At 70.7% G+C, this 20,206-nt stretch carries 21 protein-coding genes; 8 read left to right on the forward strand and 13 right to left on the reverse strand.

What is annotated here, in order from left to right; translation table 11 throughout:
- Positions 1-284: 284 nt before the first annotated feature.
- The gene (locus ACQB60_RS00005) at positions 285-926 is read right to left on the reverse strand and encodes a DNA-3-methyladenine glycosylase (RefSeq protein WP_496923692.1); all 642 of its coding nucleotides are present in this window, start codon (positions 924-926) and stop codon (positions 285-287) included.
- A 170-nt stretch (positions 927-1,096) separates the two neighbouring features.
- Here ACQB60_RS00005 and ACQB60_RS00010 point away from each other — a divergent pair, with 170 nt between their 5' ends.
- The 3 genes from ACQB60_RS00010 to ACQB60_RS00020 all read left to right on the forward strand — a co-directional run bounded on the left by ACQB60_RS00010 (position 1,097) and on the right by ACQB60_RS00020 (position 3,134).
- Positions 1,097-1,879 (forward strand): sporulation protein, encoded by a 783-nt coding sequence (locus ACQB60_RS00010; RefSeq protein ID WP_384839616.1) that lies wholly within the window; start codon positions 1,097-1,099, stop codon positions 1,877-1,879.
- A 47-nt stretch (positions 1,880-1,926) separates the two neighbouring features.
- On the forward strand, positions 1,927-2,469 hold the full coding sequence (locus ACQB60_RS00015; protein WP_496923693.1) for a YbhB/YbcL family Raf kinase inhibitor-like protein: 543 nt from the start codon (positions 1,927-1,929) through the stop codon (positions 2,467-2,469).
- A gap of 158 nt (positions 2,470-2,627) precedes the next feature.
- Positions 2,628-3,134, forward strand: coding sequence for an HNH endonuclease (locus ACQB60_RS00020; RefSeq protein ID WP_496923694.1), 507 nt, complete (start codon positions 2,628-2,630; stop codon positions 3,132-3,134).
- 80 nt (positions 3,135-3,214) lie between these two features.
- Here ACQB60_RS00020 and ACQB60_RS00025 read toward each other — a convergent pair whose 3' ends face one another.
- From ACQB60_RS00025 to ACQB60_RS00035, 3 genes are all read right to left on the reverse strand, one after another.
- A complete protein-coding gene (locus ACQB60_RS00025; protein ID WP_496923695.1) occupies positions 3,215-4,153 on the reverse strand; it encodes an SPFH domain-containing protein in 939 nt (312 codons plus the stop codon).
- A gap of 93 nt (positions 4,154-4,246) precedes the next feature.
- Positions 4,247-4,678, reverse strand: coding sequence for an NfeD family protein (locus ACQB60_RS00030; protein ID WP_384839628.1), 432 nt, complete (start codon positions 4,676-4,678; stop codon positions 4,247-4,249).
- A gap of 72 nt (positions 4,679-4,750) precedes the next feature.
- Positions 4,751-5,548, reverse strand: a complete 798-nt coding sequence (locus ACQB60_RS00035) for an ABC transporter ATP-binding protein (protein WP_384839631.1) — start codon at positions 5,546-5,548, stop codon at positions 4,751-4,753.
- A gap of 121 nt (positions 5,549-5,669) precedes the next feature.
- Here ACQB60_RS00035 and ACQB60_RS00040 point away from each other — a divergent pair, with 121 nt between their 5' ends.
- On the forward strand, positions 5,670-6,452 hold the full coding sequence (locus ACQB60_RS00040) for an Rv1486c family protein (RefSeq protein ID WP_496923696.1): 783 nt from the start codon (positions 5,670-5,672) through the stop codon (positions 6,450-6,452).
- Between the two features lie 75 nt (positions 6,453-6,527).
- On the opposite strand, the gene ACQB60_RS00045 is transcribed toward ACQB60_RS00040, so the two are convergent.
- The 4 genes from ACQB60_RS00045 to ACQB60_RS00060 all read right to left on the reverse strand — a co-directional run bounded on the left by ACQB60_RS00045 (position 6,528) and on the right by ACQB60_RS00060 (position 9,221).
- The gene (locus tag ACQB60_RS00045; RefSeq protein ID WP_384839638.1) at positions 6,528-6,767 is read right to left on the reverse strand and encodes a chaplin; all 240 of its coding nucleotides are present in this window, start codon (positions 6,765-6,767) and stop codon (positions 6,528-6,530) included.
- A 250-nt stretch (positions 6,768-7,017) separates the two neighbouring features.
- Positions 7,018-7,263, reverse strand: coding sequence for a chaplin (locus ACQB60_RS00050; RefSeq protein ID WP_384839642.1), 246 nt, complete (start codon positions 7,261-7,263; stop codon positions 7,018-7,020).
- A 157-nt stretch (positions 7,264-7,420) separates the two neighbouring features.
- Complete coding sequence (locus tag ACQB60_RS00055) at positions 7,421-8,083, reverse strand: response regulator (protein WP_496923697.1); 663 nt, start codon at positions 8,081-8,083, stop codon at positions 7,421-7,423.
- On the reverse strand, positions 8,076-9,221 hold the full coding sequence (locus tag ACQB60_RS00060) for a GAF domain-containing sensor histidine kinase (protein ID WP_496923698.1): 1,146 nt from the start codon (positions 9,219-9,221) through the stop codon (positions 8,076-8,078). The genes ACQB60_RS00055 and ACQB60_RS00060 overlap by 8 nt, the downstream gene beginning before the upstream one ends.
- Positions 9,222-9,756: 535 nt before the next feature.
- Here ACQB60_RS00060 and ACQB60_RS00065 point away from each other — a divergent pair.
- Positions 9,757-10,467 (forward strand): transglycosylase SLT domain-containing protein, encoded by a 711-nt coding sequence (locus ACQB60_RS00065; protein ID WP_496923699.1) that lies wholly within the window; start codon positions 9,757-9,759, stop codon positions 10,465-10,467.
- A gap of 117 nt (positions 10,468-10,584) precedes the next feature.
- Here ACQB60_RS00065 and ACQB60_RS00070 read toward each other — a convergent pair whose 3' ends face one another.
- Entirely contained in the window at positions 10,585-13,176 is a 2,592-nt protein-coding gene (locus ACQB60_RS00070; RefSeq protein ID WP_496923700.1) for an ABC transporter ATP-binding protein/permease, read from the reverse strand.
- A 265-nt stretch (positions 13,177-13,441) separates the two neighbouring features.
- Between ACQB60_RS00070 and ACQB60_RS00075 the strand changes: the two genes are divergently transcribed.
- Together ACQB60_RS00075 and serB are read left to right on the forward strand one after the other, a co-directional pair.
- A complete protein-coding gene (locus tag ACQB60_RS00075) occupies positions 13,442-15,286 on the forward strand; it encodes a streptophobe family protein (protein WP_496923701.1) in 1,845 nt (614 codons plus the stop codon).
- Positions 15,287-15,434: 148 nt separating this feature from the next.
- Positions 15,435-16,667, forward strand: a complete 1,233-nt coding sequence (gene serB, locus ACQB60_RS00080) for a phosphoserine phosphatase SerB (protein WP_496923702.1) — start codon at positions 15,435-15,437, stop codon at positions 16,665-16,667.
- Between the two features lie 191 nt (positions 16,668-16,858).
- Here the strand turns inward: serB and ACQB60_RS00085 are convergent, their stop codons facing one another.
- The 4 genes from ACQB60_RS00085 to ACQB60_RS00100 form a co-directional block, all read right to left on the reverse strand.
- Positions 16,859-17,377 (reverse strand): SixA phosphatase family protein, encoded by a 519-nt coding sequence (locus ACQB60_RS00085; protein ID WP_496923703.1) that lies wholly within the window; start codon positions 17,375-17,377, stop codon positions 16,859-16,861.
- 87 nt (positions 17,378-17,464) lie between these two features.
- Positions 17,465-17,689 (reverse strand): hypothetical protein, encoded by a 225-nt coding sequence (locus tag ACQB60_RS00090; RefSeq protein WP_496923704.1) that lies wholly within the window; start codon positions 17,687-17,689, stop codon positions 17,465-17,467.
- A gap of 176 nt (positions 17,690-17,865) precedes the next feature.
- Positions 17,866-17,982 (reverse strand): SGM_5486 family transporter-associated protein, encoded by a 117-nt coding sequence (locus ACQB60_RS00095; RefSeq protein WP_107102012.1) that lies wholly within the window; start codon positions 17,980-17,982, stop codon positions 17,866-17,868.
- Positions 17,983-18,038: 56 nt separating this feature from the next.
- Complete coding sequence (locus ACQB60_RS00100; protein WP_496923705.1) at positions 18,039-19,370, reverse strand: CynX/NimT family MFS transporter; 1,332 nt, start codon at positions 19,368-19,370, stop codon at positions 18,039-18,041.
- Between the two features lie 96 nt (positions 19,371-19,466).
- Between ACQB60_RS00100 and ACQB60_RS00105 the strand changes: the two genes are divergently transcribed.
- Positions 19,467-20,153 carry a FadR/GntR family transcriptional regulator gene (locus ACQB60_RS00105; RefSeq protein WP_496923706.1) on the forward strand — a complete coding sequence of 229 codons (687 nt, stop codon included), beginning with the start codon at positions 19,467-19,469 and terminating at the stop codon, positions 20,151-20,153.
- Positions 20,154-20,206: the final 53 nt, after the last annotated feature.

Consider the following 20,206-nt stretch of genomic DNA (forward strand, 5'->3'; position numbering starts at 1 on the left):
TTTTATTCTTGCGTTTCCGACTCTATCAGACTCTTTCGTGTCCGATTCCCGGTCGGCGGGATTTGTCTTTTGGCCTCGCGGCCTTTCGACATTCACTACGTTAGCCGATTTCCCGAGCAACTCATAATCGAGGCCCGCGAGTTCGAATTCCGACATGCGGGCATGCGAAATACGGCCCCGCTGAGGGGAAGTCGTAGGTAGTGGTTGGCCGCTTCCGGCTGCTGGCTGAACGCCGTACCCGGTTCAAGCGGCTCGGGCTACATTACGGACCGGCCAGGGGCGCGTCAAGTTCGGCGGCGACGGGGCGTATGGGCCCGATAAGGGCTCACCGTAGGGTCGTTGGCGATCCAGAAGCGCCAGGGGTGGACGCCGCCCTCGCCCGCGACACCGGTGCGCGGTCCGCTTCTGACCTGGTCGGTGCGGGTGGCCGTACCGGTGAGGAGCGAGAACGGGGCTCCCCGGCCCGCGCAGACGTCGGCTCCGTCGAGGGATCGGTCCACGTCAAGGGCCGTGGCGAGGCGGGCCGGGCCTTTGGCCAGTTCCTTGTCGTTGCGGGCCGAGAGTCGTCGCTCGCGGGCGAGCTCGGCTCCGGTGGTGATCTCGCCCGCGCGCAGCAGCACCGCCCGTGCCTTGCCCTCGGGTCCGCACACCAGGTTCATGCAGTGCCACATGCCGTAGGTGAAGTAGACGTACACGTGTCCGGGCGGGCCGAACATCACGCCGTTGCGGGCGGTGCGGCCGCGATAGGCGTGTGATCCCGGGTCCGTCTCCCCCGCGTACGCCTCGACCTCTGTGAGGCGGAGCTCGATCGGCCCGTCCGGTGTGCTGCGCACGAGGATCCGGCCCAGCAGGTCGGGGGCGACCTCCAGGACGGGGCGGTCGAAGAAGTCCCGAGGCAGGGGCGTACGGTCAGGGGCCGCGATCATGGCGTACGAGCGTAGTGCAGGTAGTGCGGATGGTTCGAGCGGACGGTGGGCAAGGGGCCTTGGGCTTGCCAGGGTGAAGAAGCGGAACCGCGCACGGGCCCATCGCGTTTGTACGGGTCAGGAATTGAGCATCGAGTCGACCACAGGCCGGGGGCCTGGGGAGGAGAGTCATGGGGTTCAAGAAGCTGCTGGCGAGCCTGGGGGCCGGCGGGGCGTCGGTCGAGACGGTGCTGACCGAGGTCAATGTCGTGCCCGGTGGCATCGTCCAGGGCGAGGTGCGGATCCAGGGCGGCTCCGTCGACCAGCAGATCGAGGGGCTCTCCGTCGGTCTGCAGGCGCGGGTCGAGGTCGAGGGGCAGGACCAGGAGACCAAGCAGGACATCGAGTTCACCAAGGTGCGGCTCGGCGGGGCCTTCGAGCTCAAGGCCAACAACGTGCACGCGGTGCCGTTCGGGCTCGAGATCCCCTGGGAGACGCCCGTCACGACCATCGACGGGCAGCAGCTGCGCGGCATGAACATCGGTGTGACGACGGAGCTGGAGATCGCCCGCGCCGTGGACTCGGGCGACCTGGACCCGATCAATGTGCACCCGCTGCCCGCGCAGCAGGCGATCCTGGACGCCTTCATTCAGCTCGGCTTCCGCTTCAAGAGCGCCGACATGGAGCGCGGGCACATCCGGGGCACGCGGCAGAAGCTGCCCTTCTACCAGGAGATCGAGTTCTACCCGCCGCAGCAGTACCGCGGCCTGAACCAGGTCGAGTTGAGCTTCGTCGCGGACGACCGGGCGATGGACGTCATCCTGGAGATGGACAAGAAGCCGGGGCTCTTCAGCGAGGGCAGCGACAGCTACAAGTCGTTCCAGGTGGGTCTGCACGACTTCCAGGGCACCGACTGGTCGGCCTACCTGAACGAGTGGCTGTCCCAGGTCGGCAGCAAGCGCAACTGGTTCTAGGGTCGGTCCGGAGAGTTGTCGCCGATGCAGATCCAGGAGGTGTCGTCGTGACCGAGCAGGCCAAGAGGGCCCCGCTTCCCCATGACTTTCATCCGCAGGTGCCGTCCTTCACGGTGGTGAGCGAGGACTTCGAGCCCGGCGCGGTGCTCAAGGACGCTCAGGTCTACGCGGCCGGGAACACCTCGCCGCACCTGCGGTGGGAGGGCTTCCCGGCGGGGACGAAGAGCTTCGCCGTGTCGTGCTTCGACCCGGACGCCCCTACGGGGAGCGGCTTTTGGCACTGGTCCGTCTTCGACATCCCGGTGTCGGTGACGGAGCTGCCCACGGGTGCGGGCAGCGGCAAGTTCGAGGGGCTGCCCGAGGGCGCGGTGCAGGTGCGCAACGACTACGGGACGCGGGACTTCGGGGGCGCGGCGCCGCCGCCCGGGGATCCGGCGCACCGCTATGTGTTCACCGTGTACGCCGTGGACCAGGAGAAGCTGGGCCCGGACGCGGACGCGTCGCCGGCCGTCGTGGGCTTCAACCTGCGGTTCCACACGCTGGCTCGGGCGCAGGTGCTCGCGGAGTACGCGGCCCTTCCCGACAGCTGAGTTCAAGGCTGAGCGTTCACTGAACGTTTGCCCGCCCCTGGTCATGGAAGTGATCAGGGGCGGGCATTTTTATTGCGTTGTCCATCTCGGCGTGCCCGGCCAGAGTTGATCCAAGCCCGCCAGGGGTGGGCCGGTGCAAACGGGAGGTGGGCAGGGAAATGCGGGACACACTGGTGCTGAACGCGAGCTTTGAGCCGCTCTCGACGGTGACGCTCCATCGCGCCGTCGTCCTGGTGCTCCAGGACAAGGCCGTCGTCGAGCAGGCCCACCCCGGACTCCGTATGCGCGCGGCCGCCGTTGACATTCCGGTGCCCCGGGTGATCCGGCTCTGCCGGTACGTCCGGGTGCCGTTCCGAAGACAGGCTCCGTGGTCGAGGCGCGGTGTGCTGGTCAGGGACCAGCACCGCTGCGCGTACTGCGGCAGACGTGCGACGACCGTGGACCACGTGGTGCCGCGGTCCCAGGGCGGCGCGGACAGCTGGCTGAACACGGTGGCTTCGTGCTCGGCGGACAACCACCGCAAAGCGAACCGGACTCCGGAGCAGGCCGGCATGCCGCTGCTCCGGCAGCCGTTCGAGCCGACGCCTGCGGATGCGATGCTGCTGGCGCTGGGGCGCGAGGAGTTGGCCGCGCTGCCGAAGTGGCTGCACGAGTCGGCCGCCTGACCGGACCCCGTGTACGTGAAGGGGCCCACCTCCCTCTCGGAGGCGGGCCCCTTCACGTACGCCTGCGTGCGTGTGCCAGGTCAGTCCAGCGGCGGCTGTTCGCGGCGCTCGGTGGCGGTGGAGCCGCCGCCCGAACCGCCGCCCATGGGGTTGAAGTTGCCGATGGCGCCGCCGAGGCCCTTGAGGGCGTCGCCGATCTCGCTGGGCACGATCCAGAGCTTGTTGGCGTCGCCCTCGGCGATCTTCGGGAGCATCTGGAGGTACTGGTACGAGAGAAGCTTCTGGTCCGGGTCGCCGGCGTGGATGGACTCGAAGACCGTACGGATCGCCTGGGCCTCGCCCTCGGCGCGCAGCGCGGCGGCCTTGGCCTCACCTTCGGCGCGCAGGATCGCGGACTGCTTCTCACCTTCGGCGCGCAGGATCTCCGACTGCCGGACACCTTCGGCCTGGAGGATCGCGGCGCGCTTGTCACGGTCGGCGCGCATCTGCTTCTCCATCGAGTCCTGGATGGAGGTGGGCGGTTCGATCGCCTTGAGCTCGACGCGGTTGACGCGGATGCCCCACTTGCCGGTGGCCTCGTCGAGGACGCCGCGCAGGGCCGCGTTGATCTCCTCACGGGAGGTCAGGGTCCGCTCCAGGTCCATGCCACCGATGATGTTGCGGAGCGTGGTGACGGTCAGCTGCTCGATGGCCTGGATGTAGGAGGCGACTTCGTACGTGGCGGCGCGGGCGTCGGTCACCTGGTAGTAGATGACCGTGTCGATGTTGACGACCAGGTTGTCCTGGGTGATCACCGGCTGCGGCGGGAAGGGCACGACCTGTTCACGGAGGTCGATACGGTTGCGGATCGAGTCGATGAACGGGACGACGATGTTGAGGCCCGCGTTGAGCGTTCTGGTGTAGCGGCCGAACCGCTCGACGATGGCCGCGCTGGCCTGCGGGATGACTTGGATCGTCTTGATCAGGGCGATGAAGACCAGCACCACCAGAATGATCAGGACGATGATGATTGGTTCCATCGTGGTTCCCCGTGCCCTTCTTGCCTCGGCGCTCGCGGCGCTTCCGGAGTCTCTGGAAGATCTTGGAGATCTCGCGGGTCGAGTCTCTCAGAGTCAGAGGACGACCGCTGTCGCTCCGTCGATCTCGACGACGTCCACTTTCTGGCCCTTCTCATAACTCTTGTCGGCGTCGAGCGCGCGGGCCGACCAGATCTCGCCGCCGAGCTTGATGCGGCCGCCGGAGGCGTCGACGCGCTCCAGGACCACGGCCGTGCGGCCCAGCAACGCCTCGACTCCGGTGGCGAGTTGGGGGCGCTGCGTGCGATGGCGGTTGGCTATCGGCCGTACGACGGCGATGCCCGCGGCCGAGACCGCGACGAAGACGAGGGCCTGCATCACCGGGCCACCGCCGAACCCCGCGGCCACCGCGCCCGCGACGGCGCCCACGGCGAGCATGCCCAGCTCGGGCATCGCGGTCAGGACGAGTGCGATGCCGAGCACCGCCGCGCCGATCAGCCACCAGACCCATGCGTCGATGTTCTCCACAAGGTCATGGTAGGACCGCGGGTCCCCTTACGGACAGGGCGCCGATCAGCCCGGCGGGACCACTCGCGCCCGTCAGCTCAGGGGCAGGCCCGTGGCGCTCCAGCGCTCACCCTTCTGTTCGACGACCAGCGGCAGGCCGAAGCAGAGGGAGAGGTTGCGGGAGGTGAGCTCCAGCTCCAGCGGGCCCGCGGCCATGACCTTGCCCTGGCGGATCATGAGGACGTGGGTGAAGCCCGGGGCGATCTCCTCGACGTGGTGCGTGACCATGACCATCGAGGGGGCGATGGGGTCGCGGGCGAGGCGTCCGAGACGGCGCACGAGGTCCTCGCGGCCGCCGAGGTCGAGGCCCGCGGCGGGCTCGTCGAGCAGGAGCAGCTCGGGGTCGGTCATCAGGGCGCGGGCGATCAGCGTGCGCTTGCGCTCGCCCTCGGAGAGGGTGCCGAACTTGCGGTCCAGGTAGTCGGTCATGCCGAGGCGGTCGAGGAAGGCGCGGGCGCGCTGCTCGTCCACCTCCTCGTAGTCCTCGTTCCAGCCCGCGGTCATGCCGTAGGCGGCGGTGAGGACGGTCTGCAGGACGGTCTGGCGCTTGGGCAGCTTCTCGGCCATCGCGATGCCGGCGACGCCGATGCGCGGGCGGAGTTCGAAGACGTCCGTGCCGGGCTTGCCGAGGGTCTCGCCGAGGATCGTGGCGGTGCCCGAGCTGGGGTGGAGGTAGCTGGAGGCGACGTTGAGGAGGGTGGTCTTGCCCGCGCCGTTCGGTCCGAGGATGACCCAGCGCTCCCCCTCCTTGACCGACCAGGAGACCTGGTCCACCAGAGCCCGGCCCTCTCGGACCACGGATACGTCCTCAAGCTCCAGTACATCGCTCATGAGCGCGCTGTCTCCCAATGCAGTGTCGGTCGTCGCGTGCGTCTGTGGACGCAGCCCCCGGATAAAACCTACGCCACTGGCCGAGCACTCCCGTCGCCAGACCGGTCCTTAGGCTGTGGTCATGCTCTCGGAACCACGCTCAGGACGGTTGGCCTCTTGGGGAAATGCCCTTTTGGCCGGACTTATTTCACCGGATGACGCGGTGCTCGCGATCGTCGGCGAGGACGCGGTGCACCGGGTCGAGGGGCTTCCCGGCGAGTCGGCGCCCGTGGGGCTCACGCTCGCGCTCGGGCGGCTGCGTTCGCTCGGGGTGACCGGCTTCCGGGTCGCGCTGCCGGCACCGGGCCATCCCCTCGGGCTCAGCGGCCCGCCGGAGTTCAACGCGCGGGCGCTCGATGCGGAGGAGGCGGTCGTCGCGTTCGGGGCGCCGCACGGCCTGGTGCCGGAGGTGTACGAGGCGGGGCCCGAGGGCGACGTACACGTCGAAGTCGTCTGGCACTGCCTGCCCGTACGTGAGGCGCCGCCCGCCGACGTGCCCTCGCTGGGCGAGGCGGAGCGGGAGCTCGCGGAGGCGCTGCGGGAGGCCACGGCGGTCCTCTCGCGCCTTGACGTGGCGGGTTCGGGGCCGGTCGCGGAGGCGGCGGTCGACGCGTACCGGGCGCGGGCCGAGCGCGGCCGCGAGGTGCTCGCGCCGGGCTATCCCCCGCGGGCGGTACGGGTGTTGGAGCTGGCGCAGCGGGTCGGCCTGCTGGTCTCGGTGGCGTACGAGAACGGCCACGGCGGCGCCGTGAGCGCCTCCGAGATGGCCGCCCGGGCCCAGGCCCTGCGCCCGGTGGAACGGACGGCCAGGAGGGCCCAAGTGGCCGCCTACAACGCTTACGTGGAGGAGCGGGAGCGGAGCTGAGGGTGTGTTGTTCCGCACAGCAGAGGGCCCCACGGACCGGGTGGTCCGTGGGGCCCTTGTGCCTGTGGTGGCGCGTCAGCCGTTCGACGAGGTGTTGTCGAAGGTCGGGTTGAGGGCGCCGATCACGTTGCCGCTGTTGCCCGTGGCGTTGACCGGGACGTGGACCGGGACGGTCGCGGCGTTGCCCGCGCCGACGCCCGGGGAGTTCTCGGCCTTGGCGTTGCCGTCCGCGTCGGCGAACGCGGCACCGGCGGAGGCGCCCGCGGCGAGACCGGCGACGGCGATGGCCAGGGCGGCCTTCTTGGCGATGTTCATGGGAAGTGTTCCTCCAGCTATTTCGTAGCGACCCCAGCCGCGGAGTCGCACGCTGAGAAACGCCTGGGCCGACCGGATGACACGGGGCGGCTGGACGATGCCCCCGTTTGGATCAATAGGCCGACGATCTGCGGAACTTGAGGGCGCCCGGCGCGTTGGGAGGGTTCCTGCCGATGCCGTGCGCACACACCAGACCGGCCCCTCGGGAATCCCGAGGGGCCGGTGGTCACTGCTGGACCAGAGGCGTGCGTCAGCCGTTGAAGCCGTCGTTCGCGAAGGTCGGGTTGAGGCCGCCGATCACGGTGGCGGTGTTGCCCACGGCGTTCACGGGGACGTGCACCGGCGCCTGGACCAGGTTGCCCGAACCGACGCCCGGCGACTTGACGGCCTTGCCGTTGGCGTCCGCACCGTCGTGGGCGGAGGCGAGACCAGCGCCCGCGGCAACCAGTCCACCGGCCACCATGGTGATGGCCGCAGCCTTCTTCAGGTTCTTCATTCCTAGATCCTCCTTGCGATCGCCACGGCCAGCCGCCGCAGCATGCACTGGAGAACGCCCGGGCCCGCCGCAGGATGCGCCATCCGGGGGACATCCACACGACGGTATGAATCTCAGTCCGGAACTAGACGCTCCGCTCTGCCGGTTCGGCGCCTGTTCAGCCGGTCACGCCATGGCGTACGGCCCACAGGGCGGCCTGGGTGCGGTCCGCGAGGTCGAGCTTCATCAGGATGTTCGAGACGTGCGTCTTGACGGTCTTCTCGGAGAGGACGAGGGCACGGGCGATCTCGCGGTTCGAGCGGCCGTCCGCGATCAGGCCGAGGACCTCGCGCTCCCGCTCGGTGAGCGAACCGCCCCTGCCCTGGCCGCCGTTGGCGTCCTCCTGCGAGAGCAGGGCGCCCGCGACCTCGGGCTGGAGCAGGACGTGGCCCGCGTGCACCGAGCGGATGGCGCCGGCGAGGGCCTCCGGGTCGACGTCCTTGTAGACGTAACCGGCGGCGCCCGCGCGCAGGGCCGGGACCACCGTGCGCTGCTCGGTGAAGCTGGTGACGATCAACACGCGTGCAGGGTTGGACAGTTCGCGGAGCTTGCGGAGCGCCTCGACGCCGTCCATGCCGGGCATCTTGACGTCCATGAGGACGACGTCGGGCTTCAACTCCTCGGCGCGCTCGACCCCTTCGGCGCCGTCCGACGCCTCGCCGACGACCTCGATGTCGTCCTGGATCTCCAGGAACGTGCGCAGACCGCGGCGGACCACCTGGTGGTCGTCGACCAGCAGCACCCGGATCCCTGCCGCGGGGCTCGACTCGGACTCAGCCACCGGGCACCTCCATCTCGATCGTGGTGCCCTTGCCGGGCGCCGATTCCACGGTCAGCCGTCCGCCGACCCCACCGGCCCGGTCCCGCATGGAGACCAGGCCCAAGTGCCGTCCCGCGCGGCGTATGGCCCGCGGGTCGAAGCCGCTGCCGTCGTCCGTGACGCTGAGGACGGCGGCCTGGCCGCGCTTCTCCAGGACCACGGAGACCGCGCCCGCCCCGGAGTGCCGCAGGGCATTGTGCAGGGCCTCCTGGGCGACCCGGAGCATGGCCTCCTCCTGGGCCGCGGGCAGGGCGCGCACACCGCGGCTCTCGAAGGTGACGGCGGCGGAGTGGGCGCGGTCGAGGACCTGGATGTGGGTGCGCAGGGTCGCGACCAGGCCGTCCTCGTCCAGGGCCGCGGGGCGCAGCTCCACCACGGCGGCGCGCAGCTCGTCCGCCGCCTCCGCCGCGAGGGCCGCCACCTGCTGGAGCTCGCCCTTGGCGCGCGTGGGGTCGCGGTCCACCAGGGCGGCCGCGGCCTGGGCCGTCAGGCGCAGCGAGAAGAGCTTCTGGCTGACCGCGTCGTGCAGCTCGTGGGCGAGGCGGGAGCGCTCCTCGGCGATGGTGAGCTCGCGGCTGCGCTCGTACAGGCGGGCGTTGGTCAGGGCGATCGCGGCGTGCTGGGCGAGGATGCCGAGCAGCTCCTCGTCCGCCGCCGTGAAGCCGCAGCCGCCTTCCGGCTTCGGGCACCGCTTGTTGGCGAGGAAGAGCGCGCCGAGCGTCTCGTCCCCGTACCGGATGGGGAGGCCGAGGAAGTCGGACATGTCGGGGTGGGCGGCGGGCCAGCCCTCGAAGCGGGGGTCCTCACGGACGTCGGCGAGGCGCTCGGGCTCGGCCCTCTGCAGCATCGCGGCGAGGATGCCGTGCTGGCGGGGCAGCGGGCCGATGGCCTTCCACTGCTCCTCGCTGACGCCGTCGACGACGAACTGGGCGAAGCCGCCGTGGTCGTCGGGGACCCCGAGTGCCGCGTACTCCGCGTCGAGCAGCTCGCGCGCGGAGGCCACGATCGTCTTGAGCACGTCGCGCACCTCCAGGTGGCTGCTCATGGCGAGGAGTGCGGAGCTCACCGCGGTCAGCCCGGTCCGGGGTCCTTGACTCATGGCCTCACCGTACCGGCGGGCCGCGAGGAGGCGGATCGGACCTGGGACGGCCGCCGCCTAGGGCTCGCGGCGTAGGCCGTGGGTCCCTCTCCCCTATATAGCGATGAGGGAGACCCCTATATAGGCAGTACGGACGCTTTGTCCGTTCTCTGCCCTTGGGAGGAGCCTGGCGCCGGGGGCCTCCTACTTCCGGATGAGGGTGCTCACGGAGAGCGTTGCTTCGGCAACTACTGGTGAGACTGTTACGTGTTCGATGTGAGCCCGCACATAGGGCGCACATCACGTACGAAGGCGCCTAGTTGATGAGAATGTCCTTTACAGGCGGGGCGGGGGCGGGGCGCGGGTGAGGACGGCCACCCCGTGATCCACTACCTCGGATCGTACGTCACACCTTTGCCACAGAATTTTGCGGCCGCTAAGAATTGCTCCCGTCGCTCGGCGCCGCGGTCTTCGCACCGCGGCGTTTGTGCCGGAGAAGCAACCTGTCCCCCGCCGGACGAGAGCGACCTCCGCTATTTCGAAGAGGTCCACTGCCATGTCCAAGCACGCCACTCCTGGTCATAGTCGCAACACCCTGACCAAGGCCCAGAAGCTCTCGATCGCCGGTGTCGCCACCCTCGGTGCCGCGGCCCTCGCGTTCTCCCTGGTTCCGGGCGCGGGCAGCGCCACGGGCGATGCCGCGCAGTCCGTGGACGCCGCCCCGGTGGCCTTCGCCGCCCCGGCCGACGCGCAGCAGGCCACCCACGCCAACGTGACGAAGCAGCTGGCCAACGCCGACAAGCAGGCCGAGGCGAAGAAGAAGGCCGACGAAGAGGCCGCCGCCAAGAAGAAGGCGGACGAGGAGGCCGCGGCCAAGAAGAAGGCCGAGGACGAGCGCAAGGCCAAGGAGGCCGCCAGCCGCGCCGCCGCCCGCAAGCCGGTCTACGCCAACAACCTCGACGGCTGGATCCGCCAGTCCCTGGACATCATGAAGGCCAAGGGCATCCCCGGCAGCTACGAGGGCCTGCACCGCAACATCATGCGCGAGTCCACGGGCAACCCGAACGCCATGAACGGCTGGGACGTGAACGCCCAGAACGGCACCCCGTCGATCGGCCTGCTCCAGGTCATCCAGCCGACGTTCGACGCGTACCACGTCGAGGGCACCGCCAACAACATCTACGACCCGGTCGCCAACATCACCGCCGCGGCCAACTACGCCGCCGACAAGTACGGCTCGATGGACAACGTGAACGGCGCCTACTGAGCCCCTGAACAAGGGGACCTCTTCAGCGAGGCTCAGCGAACGACGCCGAAGGGCGGCACCCCGTGCGGGGTGCCGCCCTTCTCGCATGTGCGCGCGCCGCTACCTGTGCGCGTGCCGTTACTTGCGCATGACCTCCGGCTCGTGCCGCCGCAGCAGGCGGGCGACCGCGAAGCCGCAGGCGACGCCGAGCAGCAGCAGGACCGTGATGTTGAGGCCCCACTGGCCGACCGAGTGCTCCCACAGCGGGTCCAGGTCGTTGGGCTTCTTCACGTCCCACGGCGGCATCAGGTGCGCCAGGTCGAGCGTGGAGCCCGCGCCGGCGATGGCCCAGCGGGACGGCATCAGCCAGGCGAACTGCTCGAGGCCGGGCGAACCGTAGATCTGGAAGAGCACGCCGGTGAAGACGACCTGGACGATCGCGAACATCACCAGGAGCGGCATGGTCTTCTCGGCGGTCTTCACCAGCGAGGAGATGACCAGGCCGAACATCATCGAGGTGAAGCCGAGTGCGATGATCACCAGGCAGATCTCGACGGCCGGCGGCATGATCAGGCCCTCTTCGGGCAGCTCCCGGGGCGCGAAGCCGATGGCGCAGATGATGACGCCCTGGAAGGCCGTGATCACGCCGAGGACGATGACCTTGGACATCAGGTACGCCGAGCGGGACAGGCCGGTGGCCCGTTCGCGCTCGTAGATGACCCGCTCCTTGATCAACTCTCGTACGGAGTTGGCCGCGCCGGAGAAGCACATGCCGACCGCGAGGATCAGCATGATCGTGCCCGCGTCGCCGTTGAACTTCACCGGTGGCTTCGGCGGGGCCAGGCCGAAGTCGGCCGGGATCACGACGCTGACGATGCCGAGGACCGCGGGCAGGATCACCATCAGGCCCATGAAGCCCTTGTCGGAGGCGATCACCGAGGTGTAGCGGCGGATCAGCGTCCACAGCTGGGAGCCCCAGCCCTGCGGCTTCGGCGGCCGGACCGCCTGGGGCGGCGGCATCTGCGCCGACTGCGGGGCGACGGCGTCGATGTCCGCGGCGTACATCTGGTAGTGCTGCGAGCCCTTCCAGCGGCCCGCCCAGTCGTAGTCGCGGTAGTTCTCGAACGCCGAGAAGACGTCGGCCCAGGTGCTGTAGCCGAAGAAGTTGAGCGCTTCCTCCGGCGGACCGAAGTAGGCGACCGAACCGCCCGGCGCCATCACCAGGAGCTTGTCGCAGATCGCCAGCTCGGCCACCGAGTGCGTGACGACGAGGACCGTGCGGCCGTCGTCGGCGAGGCCGCGCAGCAGCTGCATGACGTCGCGGTCCATGCCCGGGTCGAGGCCGGAGGTGGGCTCGTCCAGGAAGATCAGGGACGGCTTGGTCAGCAGCTCCAGGGCCACGGAGACGCGCTTGCGCTGGCCACCGGAGAGGGAGGTGACCTTCTTCTCCTTGTGGATGTCCAGCTTGAGCTCGCGCAGGACCTCGTCGATGCGGGCCTCGCGCTCGGCCTCGGCGGTGTCGCCGGGGAAGCGGAGCTTGGCCGCGTACTTGAGGGCCTTCTTGACGGTCAGCTCCTTGTGCAGGATGTCGTCCTGCGGGACCAGACCGATGCGCTGGCGCAGCTCGGCGAACTGCTTGTAGAGGTTCCGGTTGTCGTAGAGGACGTCGCCCTGGTCGGCGGGGCGGTAGCCCGTGAGCGCCTTCAGGAGCGTCGACTTGCCGGAGCCCGAGGGGCCGATGACCGCGATGAGCGACTTCTCCGGGACGCCGAAGGAGACGTCCTTGAGGATCTGCTTGCCGCCGTCGACCGTGACCGTGAGGTGGCGGGCCGAGAAGGAGACGTCACCGGTGTCGACGAACTCCTCGAGCTGGCCGCCGACGAGGCGGAAGGTCGAGTGGCCGACGCCGACGATGTCGTTCGGGCCGATCAGGGCCGTGCCGGACTTCGCGATCGGCATACCGTTGACGTACGTGCCGTTGTGCGAGCCGAGGTCGCGGATCTCGAAGCGGCCGTCGGGCGTCGCCGTGAACTCGGCGTGGTGCCGGGAGACCTGGAGGTCGGAGACCACCAGCTCGTTCTCCAGCGCACGGCCGATGCGCATCTTGTGGCCGAGCGCCAGCTGGTGGAACGTCGTCGGGCTGCGGTCGCCGTAGACCGGCGGCGCCCCCGCGACTCCGCCGGAACCCATGCCCGCGCCGTGGCCGCCCTGCTGCGGCGGGACGTGCGCCTGCTGCGCGGGGGGCTGCTGCGGCTGCTGCTGCCAGCCCTGCTGCTGGGGCACCTGCTGCTGTTGCTGCTGGTACTGCTGCGGCTGCTGGGGGGCCTGCTGCGCCGCCCAGCCGGGGGCGTTCTGCTGCGGCGCCTGCTGCGGTGCGGCCTGGGCCGACTGCTGCTGCGGAGCGGAGACGGCGGCGGCCGCGCCCGCCGCACCGGACGCGCTGCCCGAGACGTTGATCCGCGGGCCGTCGGTGGCGTTTCCGAGATGGACGGCCGAACCGGGCCCGATCTCCATCTGATGGATCCGCTGCCCCTGCACGAAGGTGCCGTTGGTCGAGCCGTGATCCTCGATGACCCAGCTGCGGCCGCCCCAGCTGATCGTGGCGTGCCGCCACGAGACCCTGGCGTCGTCGAGCGCGATGTCTCCCTGGGGATCGCGCCCGAGGGTGTATGCCCTGGACTGATCGAGCGTCCAGGTCCTGCCATTCAATTCCAGTACGAGTTCCGGCACTCCAGCCCCACTGAGTTGTCCCCCGAGCTAGCCCCCATCGATGGGGAGTCTAGGGATGTCGAACATCGGGAGGAACTATTTCAGGCGGAGGGCTCTGACCGAAAGTCGGGCCTTGTGAAGAGTGCGTACGGGCCCTGAGGGTTGCCCCGTTGACGGGGCAGAAACCTGCCCGGAAAGTAGTAAGCGCCCATTGGTGGGGACGGATCATGCGCATCAGGCGCATTCCGTACGAATGGGACAACGCGCTGTGGTTCGGGGGGTCTTGATGGAGACCGGCGAGTACAGGGGCGGACGGAAGAGCGTGCGCTGGGGTGACGTGCTGCTCTCCGCGGTGGCCTCGGTGAGCTGGGCCTTCGTCGGCATGGCGGGAACGGCCGCGCTCGGCCTGCATCTGCTCGGCGCCGACGCGGCGGGGTCCCTCGGCCCGATGACGGCGGCGGCGATCGCGCTCGGCGTGGGCGGATCGGTCACCCCGTCCGGGGATGTGTCGGCTTTCGGCCTCAAGGGGGCCGAGGCGCACACCGCGATCGATGTCATGCCGCTCGGGGTGGGGCTCGCGGGGGCGGTACTGCTCGCCTTCTTCTTCTTACGGTCCTTGCGCGGGGCGGGAGTTGTGATCACGCCGGGCGAACTGGTGGCACGCGCGGGCGCCGTGATCGCTCTCTTTGTGGCGCTGCTCGGCGGGCTCGCCTGGGCCGGTCACGACATCATCACGATCGACGGCGAGAAGCTCGGACTCGACAAAGGCATCGACAAAGGACTCGATGAACTACCAGGGGGCATAGGCGACAAACTGCCCGGCGGAATCGGAGACATCGGCGGACTTCTGCCCGACCGGATCGGCGACCTCGTGAAGGCGAAGGCCGCGGTCGGCTTCACGGTGGACACCGGCGCCACCCTGCTCGCCGGCGCCGTCTTCGCGGCCGGGGTGATCCTGATCGCGCTGCTCGCCTCGCGCCGCACCCCGCTCCCGTACGCCCTGGACGGACTGCACCGGGTGGTGCGGCCCGCCGCGTCCGCGCTCGTCACCGTGCTGCTGGTCGCGGTCCTCGCGGGGCTCGCCGCCGCGGCGTACGCGGCGATCGGGGACGCGCACCCGAAGCGGATCGCGGGCGCCGCGCTGCTCGGGGCGCCGAACGGGGTGTGGCTCGGGGTGCCCCTCGGCCTCTTCGTGCCCTGGGACGGCACGGCCTCCGGCCAGCTCACCCAGGTCCTGCCCGACCCCGTGGACGACCTGCTCGCGGGCAAGACGGACGAGCCGCTCACCCTCGGGCGGCTCGCCGAACTCGACGGCAGGGTATGGCTGTTGGGGGTCGCGGCGGCGCTGATGATCCTTTTCGCCGGGGTGCTCACGGCGGTACGGACGCCGGTTCCCGGACGCGGGCCGGGGACGTCCGGGCGCGAGGGGGGCGCTCTCGGCTTCGCCGGGCGCTGCGCGCTGCGGCTCGGGGCGGTGACGGCGCTCGCCCTGCCGCTCCTCGTGTGGCTGACCGGGGTGTCGGCGGACGCCTCGCTGTCGGTGCTCGGCTTCGACGCGGTCGGGGCCGGGCTCGAACTGCACGGGCACTCGGCGATGGCGCTGGTCCTGGGCGCCGCGTGGGGGGCCGGGGCGGGCGCGGCCGGGGCGCTGCTCGCGTGGGCGACGGGGGCGGCCGGTGGCGGGGTGGCGCCGGCGGCGGTCGCGGGGGGCTCGGAGGTGGCGGAGGCCGAGGGTGCGCGGGAGCCTGCGGACGTACGGGGGTCGGCGGGGCTGCGGGGGGATGCGCGGGCCGGGCGGCAGGCGGGGCCGTACGAGCCGGGTGAGCCTTCGTACCGGCCGCCGAACCCGGACACGAACCCGTACCTGCGGCCGCAGGGCGCACAGCCGCCGCAGCGTGACGAGAGCGCACGGCCGCCGTCGCGCCGTGACGAGAGCTCCGGGGCGCCGCCCGACGACGTCGCCGGGGCGCCGACCATGGTGGGCCCCATCGCTCCCCCGCCCCGCCCGAAGCCCCCGCCCCGGAACCGGCCGCGCCCGCAGCGGGACGGCGAGTGGCCACCGCCGCCCCCGCCACCACCGCCACCGCCCAAGGGCGGGCCGCCCCGTCGGCGGCCGCGCGGGGAGCAGTGACCTCGAGGACGCGAGAGCTCGAAACGGACGAACTTGTCCGTTCGGTTGCGTGCGGCTGTCCCCCGCCCGTCGGGCGCCTGTCGCCCGTCTGTCCACCACACGGACCAGCGCTCCCGGGCCACAGGGCGGGGGATACCGTAAGGGCACCATGAGCGCTTCGAAGCCACCTCAGCCCGTCGCTGCCCCGGCGACCGCCGACGTCCCGACTCTCCTCGTCAAGATCTTCGGCAAGGACCAGCCCGGTCTCACCGCCGGGCTCTTCGACACCCTCGCCGCCTACTCCGTCGATGTCGTCGACATCGAGCAGGTCGTCACCCGTGGCCGGATGGTGCTGTGCGCGCTCATCACCGCGCCGCCCACGGGCATGGAGGGCGATCTGCGGGCCACCGTGCACAGCTGGGCGGAGTCCGTGCGGATGCAGGCCGAGATCATCTCGGGCCTCGGCGACAACCGCCCGCGCGGCTCCGGCCGTTCGCACGTCACCGTGCTCGGGCACCCGCTCACCGCTGAGTCGACGGCCCGGATCGCCGCCCGCATCACCGCGACCGGCGGCAACATCGACCGGATCTTCCGGCTCGCCAAGTACCCCGTGACCGCCGTCGAGTTCGATGTGTCCGGCGCGGAGACCGAGCCGCTGCGCACCGCCCTCGCGACGGAGGGCGCCGCGCTCGGCGTCGATGTCGCGGTGGTCGCCTCGGGGCTGCACCGCCGGGCGCAGCGCCTGGTCGTGATGGACGTCGACTCGACCCTGATCCAGGACGAGGTGATCGAGCTCTTCGCGGCGCACGCGGGCTGCGAGGACAAGGTCGCCGAGGTGACCGCGGCGGCGATGCGCGGCGAGCTCGACTTCGAGCAGTCGCTGCACGCGCGCGTGGCGCTCCTCGCGGGGCTCGACGCCTCGGTCGTGGAGAAGGTGCGCAGCGAGGTGCGGCTCACCCCGGGCGCCCGCACCCTGATCCGCACCCTGAAGCGGCTCGGCTACCAAGTGGGCGTCGTCTCGGGCGGGTTCACCCAGGTCACGGACGATCTGAAGGAGCGGCTCGGCCTCGACTTCGCCCAGGCCAACACCCTGGAGATCGTCGACGGCAGGCTGACCGGCAAGGTCACCGGGGAGATCGTGGACCGGGCGGGCAAGGCCCGGCTGCTGCGCCGCTTCGCCAAGGAGGCGGGGGTGCCGCAGGAGCAGACGGTGGCGATCGGCGACGGCGCGAACGACCTCGACATGCTCAACGCGGCCGGTCTCGGTGTGGCGTTCAACGCCAAGCCGGTGGTGCGCGAGGCGGCGCACACGGCGGTCAACTTCCCCTTCCTCGACACCGTGCTGTACCTCCTCGGCGTCACCCGTGAAGAGGTCGAGGCGGCGGAGACGCACGCGGGCTGAGGGGCACACACGGACTGAGCGGTCTCCCTCGGGCGGACTCGGGCGGATCGCTCGCCCATTCGTCGGCGCGGATCGCCCGCCCGTACGTCGGTGCGGATCGCTCACCAATACGTCGGCGGGGCCCGGCACTTCGGTGCCGGGCCCCGTTTCCGTACTTTCCGTACTCTCCGTACGACGTGTGCGAGCCGTCGCTACTCCGACGGCGCCCAGTAGTCGGCCAGGGTCGCGGTGCCGGGCTCCAGGCCCTTCCACGAGCCGGTGTACGTCAGGACGGCGAAGGCCGAGGTCGGGAAGCCGCGGCGGTTCATCCGCACCTGGGCGTCGCCCTCGGAGTCGCCGGCGAGGACGTCGGCGAGGCCCTGCACTCCGGGGTTGTGGCCGATCAGGATCAGGTTCCGCACGTCGTCCGGGGTTTCGTTGAGCACGGCGATGAGCTCTCCGGGCGATGCCTCGTAGACCCGCTCCTCGTACACCGTCCTGGGGCGGCTCGGGAGCTCCTGGACGGCGAGCTTCCAGGTCTCGCGGGTCCTGGCGGCCGTCGAGCACAGGGCCAGGTCGAAGGGGATGCCGCTGTCGGCCAGCTTGCGGCCGGCGACGGGGGCGTCCTTGCGGCCGCGCTCAGCGAGCGGACGCTCATGGTCGGACACCTGCGGCCAGTCGGCCTTCGCATGCCGGAAAAGGACAATCCTGCGGGGTTCTGCGACGCTCATGCGTCCCAGCTTCGCATGAAACGCGCCACAGGGCGCAGGGAGTTGACGTGCTCCCCCGGCAAGAGTGACGGCGTGTGCGCAGGGGTGTCAGGAGGCGAGCCTGACGATCGTCTCCTGTATCCGGTCGACAAGGTGGGCGAGGGTGGGCTCGCTGCCCGCCGCGTGCGCGTCCGCCGGGTTGAGGATCAGCGCGAGCAGGGCCACGAAGGCGATGACGGGGAGCGCGACGGCCCACCAGGGGAGCCGGATCTGGACGGGGCCCGCATCGGCCGGGGATCCCGCGCCGCGCGAGGTGTGCGTACGGGCCGACATGATGCCTCCGTGGTGTCCGTGGTCTTCGACTGGTGCGCGACCGCCACGCGCGGCCACATCTCGAAGGTACGGACTCCGGGTCCCTCAACCCATCCGGTGATCCACCCACTTGACCCTGACACTGACCCCCTAGGGGATGGGGGTGCTAGCCCCACCATCCCGGTCCGGCGGCGGGGTCACGGTGACGCGACGGACGCCACGATGCCGATGATGACGGTGATGGCCAGCATCGCGCCGAGCACGATGAGGAGCTTCTTCTGGCCGTTCTGGGGGTTCGGGTCGAGGACGGGCATACGGAGAGTCTCGCACCCTTTGTCCGGGGGCCGGGCCCCGGGGTCGGCCCCCGGAGTCAGGGCCTCTTCGCGGCGACGATCCTGGAGGCGGCCGCCGCCTCTTCCTCGACGGTGCGGTTGCGCCCGGCGAGGCAGCCGACGACGATCTGCGGGACCATCAGGGCCGCCATGAACGAGATCGGCAGCCCCCAGCCGCCGCTGTGCTGGTTGAGCACGCCCACCAGGAGCGGCCCGGGGATCGAGATCAAGTAGCCGGTGCTCTGCGCGAACGCGGAGAGCTTGGCGACGCCGACGCTGCTCTTGGCGCGCATCCCGACCATCGTGAGGGCCAGCGGGAAGGCGCAGTTGGAGACGCCGAGCAGCAGCGCCCAGGCCCAGGCACCGCCCGCGGGGGCGAGGTAGAGGCCCGCGTATCCGGCGAGGCCGCAGCTGCCGAGGACGACCACGACCGGGCCCTGGTTCGGCAGCCGGGTGGCGACCTTGGGGATGACGAAGGCGAGCGGGACGCCCATCGCCATCGTGGTGGCGAGCAGCAGACCCGCCTCACCGGCCGGGACGCCCGCGTCGCGGAAGATCTGCGGCATCCAGCCCATGGTGATGTACGCGGCGGTGGCCTGGAGCCCGAAGAAGACGGCGAGCGCCCAGGCGGTGCGGCTGCGGGTGACGCGGAGCGCGTCGTCCTCGCCGCGCACCTCGGCGCTGACGTGCTCTGCCGGAGCCGGCGCGGAGGGGTTGCCCCGCTCCCGTACGAGCGGGATCCAGGGCAGCACGGCGACGGCGGCGAGCACGCCCCAGACGGCGAGGCCGGTGCGCCAACTGCCGCCCAGGGCATCGGTGAGGGGCACCGTCGTGGCCGCGGCCAGGGAGGTGCCGAGGGCGAGCGCCATCGAGTAGAGGCCGGTCATGGAGCCGACGCGGTCCGGGAACCAGCGCTTGACGATCACCGGCATCAGGACGTTGCTGACCGCGATGCCCATGAGGGCGAGGGCGCTGGCGGCGAGGAAGCCCACGGTGCCCCCGGCGAAGGGCCGGATCACCACGCCCGCGGCGATGGCCACCATGCCCGCGCAGACCACGGCGCCGGGCCCGAAGCGGCGCGCGAGCCGGGGCGCCATGATCCCGAACACCGCGAAGCAGAGCGGCGGTACGGAGGTGAGGAGCCCGGCGAGGGTGCCGCTCATGCCGAGTCCGTCGCGCACCTCTTCGAGGAGGGCGCCGAGGCTGGTGATGGCGGGGCGGAGGTTGAGGGCGGCGAGGACGATGCCGACGATCACGAGACGCGTCGCCCACGCGCGTGCGTGCGGCTCCTTCGCCCCGGTGGGCGCGGGCGTCTCGGTGCGTATCGGGCGCTGCGTCATCGTCGTCGTCTCGGTTTCCTCACTGACCATGGAGCCATCATAGAATCATGGGATGATTGGTTGTCCAATCCCTTGTCGCACACTGAGTCCCCTCCCCTGTCCGGCTCTCCCGCACGAAGGAACGTCATGCCGCTGACTTCCCCGCGCCGCTCGGCGCTGTCCGAGCAGGTCATCTCCGAGCTGCGCAACCAGATCTCCTCGGGCGAGTGGCCGGTGGGCAGCCGCATCCCCACCGAGCCGGAGCTGGTGGAGCGCCTCGGGGTGGCCCGCAACACGGTCCGCGAGGCGGTCCGCGCGCTCGCGCACAACGGCCTCCTGGACATCCGGCAGGGCTCGGGCACCTATGTGGTCGCGACCAGCGAGCTGGCGGGCGTGATGCACCGCAGGTTCGCCGACGCCGACCCCCGGCACGTCGCGGAGCTGCGCAGCACGCTGGAGTCGAGCGCGGCGAAGCTGGCCGCGGAGCGCCGCACGGAGCGCGACCTCAGGCAGCTGGACGGGCTCCTGGAGCGGCGCGAGAAGGCGTGGGCGTCGGGCAACGCGGAGAACTTCGTGACGGTGGACGCGACCTTCCACATGGCGGTCGTGGCGGCGTCCCACAACGACGTCCTGACGGCCCTGTACGCGGATCTGGGCGAGGTTCTGCGGGACTGGCTGCGCGAGGACGTGGGGCAGACCCTGACGCCCGAGACGCACATGGACCACGCCCGCCTGGTCGAGGCGATCCGCGAGCAGGACGCGGAGGCGGCGGCTTCGGAAGCGGCGGGCTACCCGTTCCTGTGCCGCCCGGAGCTGTTCACCGACGAGCACTGAGCCGGTCGCGGGGAGCGCCGCACGAGGCGGTCGTCGTGCGCGGACGGCCCGAA

Origin of the sequence: Streptomyces odontotermitis, from assembly GCF_050510915.1 — a bacterium.
Classification (GTDB): Bacteria; Actinomycetota; Actinomycetes; order Streptomycetales; family Streptomycetaceae; genus Streptomyces.